Raw genomic sequence first — 4,864 nt, forward strand, 5'->3', positions numbered from 1 at the left:
CTCGTCGTGCTCCGAGGAGACGACCAGCTGCTTGATGTTCAGGATGAGGTCGGTGACGTCCTCCTTGACGCCCGGCACGGTGGTGAACTCGTGCACGACACCGTCAACCCGGATGCTGGTGACAGCGGCACCAGGAATCGAGGAAAGGAGAGTACGACGCAGGGAGTTGCCGATGGCGTAGCCGAAGCCCGGCTCCAGCGGCTCGATCACGAACCGGGAGCGGTATGCGTCGACGAGCTCTTCGGTCAGGGACGGGCGCTGCGCGATGAGCATGAGGTGGTGCCTCCGTTCGGCGCCCGCTATGTGACGCCGTAGACACCAAGGATATGGGCGATACGGCGTCAAAAGAGGCTGCACCGCCCGGCTCGGGGTAAGGCACAGATTTCCGCGGGATTGAACGGCGAGCAGGAGGGCCGGTCAGCGAGCTGCCGGGCGGGTTACCTGCGGTGGTCTCGGCGGGCGGCCAGAGCCCTGTCGGCCTGGTCGTCCATCTCGATAAGGTAGGGGGCGACAAAGCCGTGGTAGTCCGCTTTGCGCCTGGCCGGTAGATCCTGCCAACCGGTGATGCGGCCGCGGCAGTGGCGCGAGCCGCACCGGCAGCGGGCGGCGAAGTAGCCAACCGAGTAGTTCCGCATCGCATAGTCGAAAGTGATCTCCTCGCCGGCGGCGATGGGTGCACGGGCGACATAGTCGTGTGCACCGCTGGAATTGAGGCGGATCCCGCAGTTCGGTTCACACGAGTGGTTCACCTTCGGGACGAGCCCGCCGTGCAACACGAAACGTTCCGCACCGACCTGGGAGGCATGGGAGTGATTGCGCTCCAGTTCACGGTCGATGACACCAACCATCACCGTCTCACCGACCCGGAAGGACCGGGTGGCGAAAACGCCTTCCCCTTTTCCGTGAGTCCTCCGGAGTTCGAAGCCGTTATCCATCGTCGCCTGCTCTCTGAGGGATCAGCACGCCCGCGGGTGACCAAGCTGCAGGCACGACAAATCGACGCGCCGCCGAGGGGCTCCTCGACCGCGGTCTGCTGATCCTTGCAGCACACACCCGATCGGCCATGGCCTTTTCAAGATCCTGGGGACGATCACCATGGAGGGCTACTGGTAGAGACGCGTAATCAACTGTCGCGAATGCTCTGCTCCGGTGGACTGGGTCGTGACTCTCGGTGGTATTCGAGTGCGGGAGCGGCAGCAGCTGTAGTCGTCCGTCGCGATGCCGCCACTGAACGCCTGCAGCTGCTTGACCTCATGTTTGGTTTAGGTTCTACGTTCATTCTCGCCAGCCAAGTTCCCCAGATGGTGAGGACAGACCGATGGAGTACTCGCACTACGACACCGAGCTGGTCAAGCAGCCGATTGGTTACTGGAGCTGGGCCGCTCACAAAGCAGTCGTCACGAACATCCGCGCCGAGCTGGCACAGTTCGATGTCACCCAGCCCCAGTGGTGGGTTCTGAACCAGGTGGCTACCAGCGAGAACGGCCGGACCCGCGCGGAAGTGACGGTAGTCCTGCAGGGCTACTTGGACGTGGGAACCGCGCTCGCGAGGGAGATCGACGCCCTCCTCGACCGGGACTTGCTCACACTCGACAATGAGAACCGGCTTCAGCTGACCTCTGGGGGAGACACGGTCTATCGCCAGTGCGCAGAGCGCCAGACGGCCATGCGAAAGCAAGCCCACGACGGCATCACTGATGAGGAGTACCTGGTCACCCTCAAGGTACTGCAGCGGATGATCCACAACGTCGGAGGCGAGGCATGGCACCACTAGACCCGTACTTCGCGGGTCGTCATTTCAGGTCTGTGGCCAGCGGGTTCGTGTGATGTCGGTGTCGAGCAGGTCGAGGAGGTGGAGTTGGACGCCGCGGGTTATCTGGACGGTGGGTGGGTCGGAGATGCTGCCGATCCGCAGGGTGAGTTCGCCGAGGTGGTAGAAGATCATGCGTCCGGCGGGACGGACCCGGCGGTTGTCCGGATAGAGGCCGGTCATGGTCTGGTCACCGCCGAGGGCGCGTCTGGCCTGGCGCTCGATGAGGCAGAAGACGAGCAGGGCCAGGCAGATGACCTGGATCAGGGCGGCGACGCGCCGGTTGTGCTGCACGAAGACCGGGGCGACCGCGAGGGGGCCCTTGAAGTCGTGGTAGCGGCGTTCGACGGTGCCCTGGCCCTTGTAGTGGACCAGGATCTGGGACGGGTCGGCACGCTCGGCCGGGATGCTGCTCAACAGTGCATACCAGCCGTCCACCGCGGCCTCGGCATCCAGGACCTCCTGGTCGAAGTGCCAGACCAGGGTGGGGGTTTGGCGTTCATCCTCGGTGATCGTCCAGCGCAGACAGGAGGCCACGTGGCGCTGGGCGGCGATGACTGCGATGCGGGCTGTGATCTTCTCGCGGGTCTTGTAGTGCCAGCCGCCGGCAGCGTCGGCGAGTTTGTCCATCTCCTCACCGGCCCGGGCCAGACGCTTTTCTCGGGCCCTGCGCTGGCCGGCCGCAACGGCGGTGGAGTGCACCGGGATCCGGCGCACCCGGTACACGGGATCCCGCTTGCGGCGCCCGGCCAGGGTATGGACGTCCTCCAGGACCTGATAGCTCTCGCGCTGGTCGGCGGGTTTGCCCGCATCCCGTTCCGGCACCCAGTCCCCCGCCTGGGCCTGGGCGGGATCCAGCGAGGCATAGACCTCGTCCTTGATCTGGGAAGCCGGGACGGGAGCGATGAAGTCGACTCCGGCCGCAAGCAGCGCGGCGACATTGGCATACGACACCAGCTTGGAGTCGGTGACCATCAGGAACTTGCGCTCACCTGCCATGTGCTGCAGGTCTTTCATCGCCCCGACGACCTGGCTGACCTCGGCCGCTTTGCCGCCCAGGACCCGGGCATGAACGAGGATGGAACCGTCGGCGGACACCGCGAGCCCGGCCTGGACCTGCTTGAGGTCCACCCGCCGGTCCTTGGGACGCCCGTGGGCGATGACTGGGTACCGCTCGTCCTGGCCCTCGACGGGGTAGTCGCCGTGAACGGACATGCTGGTCATGTCCCAGTGCAGTCTCGACACGTCGATCCCGAACTCGGCGATGGCCCGTGCGCCGACGGTGCCCGCGATGGCCTCCAGTTTCGGGGCGATCGCGTCCAGGGGCCGGGCCAGACGGTCGTCGTTGAGCAGGCCCGCCTCGATACCGAAGATCTCCTCCACCGCCCAGGTGCGGGCCCAGTCACCGACCCTCACCAGCGGTGCCGGCGAGGTCAGCCGGTTGACCACCAGCACCTCGATCACCTGCCCGTGCGTCAGATGCGCGCTCATCGAGGCGCTGACGCACAGGCCGTGGCCGCGGGGACCGGGAAGTCATCGACACACCCCACCCAACGCCACACCACCGGCCCGGGACACCCCCGGACCGGTCACACCATACGAATCAACGACCCGCGAAGTACGGGACTAGTAGATCGTCGCGGCTAATGCTTGGGGTAGAGGTGGCGCAGTTTGATGCGTGCGTCGTGGGTGGTGAACTGCCAATTCACCTGGCGTTGGTGGGTGTTGGTGGCGTTCTGCCAGGCCGTGAGTTCGGTGTTGAGTGTGTTGAGGTCGTCGATGCGGCGGTCGAGGCATTGCCGGGTGAGTGCGGAGAGTTCGATCTCGGCGATGTTGAGCCATGAGCCGTGTTTGGGTGTGTGGTGGATCTCGAGGCGTTGGGCCAGGGTGAAGGCTTCTTGCGGTTCGAATGCCTCATACACTGAGGCGATGTTGTGGGTGTTGAGGTTGTCCATCACCAGAACCACGGTCTCGGCGTTGGGGTAGTCCACGTTCAGCAGCTGCTTGACCTGGCCGGCCCAGTCCGTGCGAGTCCGTCGGGACAGTGCCTGGGTGCGACGCCATCCGCGTAAGGGTTCGGTCCACACGAAGATGGAGCAGGTGCCGCAGCGGATGTATTCACTGTCCTGGCAGGCGTCGTGACCGGGCCGGGCCGGGAGTGGGTCGCGGACGTGGCCGAGGAGTTGGTAGGGCTTCTCGTCCATGCACACCACCGGACGTGCCGGGTCATAGGGCCGGGTGTAGACGGCCAGGACGTCTTCCATCCGGGCTGCGAACTGTGCGTTCGCCCGTGGCGGGATGGTCCAGCACTTCTTCAGGTGAGGGCGCAGTTCCGTTTTTTTAGGATCCGCCCGATGGTGGAGTGGTCCAGGCCGGGGAGGTCCTCGACCAGTGCGAGGTGCTTCTCCAGCAGTCGCAGTGACCACCGTGCATGGCCCTGGGGCGGCTGGGAGCACGCCATCGCGATCAGCCGGGCTTCGACCTCACCGGTTACCGGAGAGGGGACCGGCGGCAGGTCGCGCTTCTTCCGCGCGATCGTGGAATGAACATCGCCACCGGTCTCGGCGAAACGCTTGGCGACCAGCCGCAATGTCTCACCGGAGACGCCGAGCCGGGTCGCGATCACCTCTTTGGAATCCACCTCACCCGCCGATGTGTCCAGCGCGAGCAGCACCCGGGCACGCATGATCATCGAGGCCCCGCGAACACCCGTCGTGGTCACCCGGACCAATTCCTCACGATCTTGCGTGGTTAACCTGACTGGCCGCTTCTTCTGCGAACCCATGACAACAGTCCTGTCTGGCAAGTGGGTTGGAACTTGTCAGACGCCAGTCTCCCAACCAGTCCATGCCACAACTAAGCGGCGACGATCCACTAGCTCCAGCCGCGCGAGACCGGCAACCCTTGGGCCGGCGCAGATGGCCGGCGACGGCGGTCGCGTCAAAGGCCCTGCAAATCCGACTGAGCCGCCCCGAAGTTCTCGGACAGTGGTCCCCGATAGGATCATGGTCAGGAACGGCGGAGAGAGCACGTGACACCAAAGCGTAGGAAGTT

5 protein-coding genes and 1 pseudogene are annotated in these 4,864 nt (G+C 65.0%); 1 reads left to right on the top strand and 5 read right to left on the bottom strand.

Annotated features, from left to right (window positions below):
- Nucleotides 1-273 (bottom strand): annotated as a pseudogene (locus tag ACIBK6_RS42295) (DNA-directed RNA polymerase subunit alpha); the annotation flags it as partial.
- Nucleotides 274-437: 164 nt separating this feature from the next.
- The gene (locus ACIBK6_RS42300) at nt 438-935 is read right to left on the bottom strand and encodes an SET domain-containing protein-lysine N-methyltransferase (RefSeq protein WP_399058801.1); all 498 of its coding nucleotides are present in this window, start codon (nt 933-935) and stop codon (nt 438-440) included.
- 383 nt (nt 936-1,318) lie between these two features.
- Between ACIBK6_RS42300 and ACIBK6_RS42305 the strand changes: the two genes are divergently transcribed.
- Complete coding sequence (locus ACIBK6_RS42305; protein ID WP_399058803.1) at nt 1,319-1,774, top strand: MarR family transcriptional regulator; 456 nt, start codon at nt 1,319-1,321, stop codon at nt 1,772-1,774.
- Nucleotides 1,775-1,798: 24 nt separating this feature from the next.
- Here the strand turns inward: ACIBK6_RS42305 and ACIBK6_RS42310 are convergent, their stop codons facing one another.
- From ACIBK6_RS42310 to ACIBK6_RS42320, 3 genes are all read right to left on the bottom strand, one after another.
- The gene (locus ACIBK6_RS42310; RefSeq protein WP_399058805.1) at nt 1,799-3,301 is read right to left on the bottom strand and encodes an IS1634 family transposase; all 1,503 of its coding nucleotides are present in this window, start codon (nt 3,299-3,301) and stop codon (nt 1,799-1,801) included.
- A gap of 152 nt (nt 3,302-3,453) precedes the next feature.
- Nucleotides 3,454-4,236 (bottom strand): IS630 family transposase, encoded by a 783-nt coding sequence (locus ACIBK6_RS42315; RefSeq protein WP_399058807.1) that lies wholly within the window; start codon nt 4,234-4,236, stop codon nt 3,454-3,456.
- A complete protein-coding gene (locus ACIBK6_RS42320; protein WP_399058809.1) occupies nt 4,125-4,595 on the bottom strand; it encodes a helix-turn-helix domain-containing protein in 471 nt (156 codons plus the stop codon). The genes ACIBK6_RS42315 and ACIBK6_RS42320 overlap by 112 nt, the downstream gene beginning before the upstream one ends.
- Nucleotides 4,596-4,864: the final 269 nt, after the last annotated feature.

It is taken from the genome of Streptomyces sp. NPDC050485, assembly GCF_044458185.1.
Classification (GTDB): domain Bacteria; phylum Actinomycetota; class Actinomycetes; order Streptomycetales; family Streptomycetaceae; genus Streptomyces.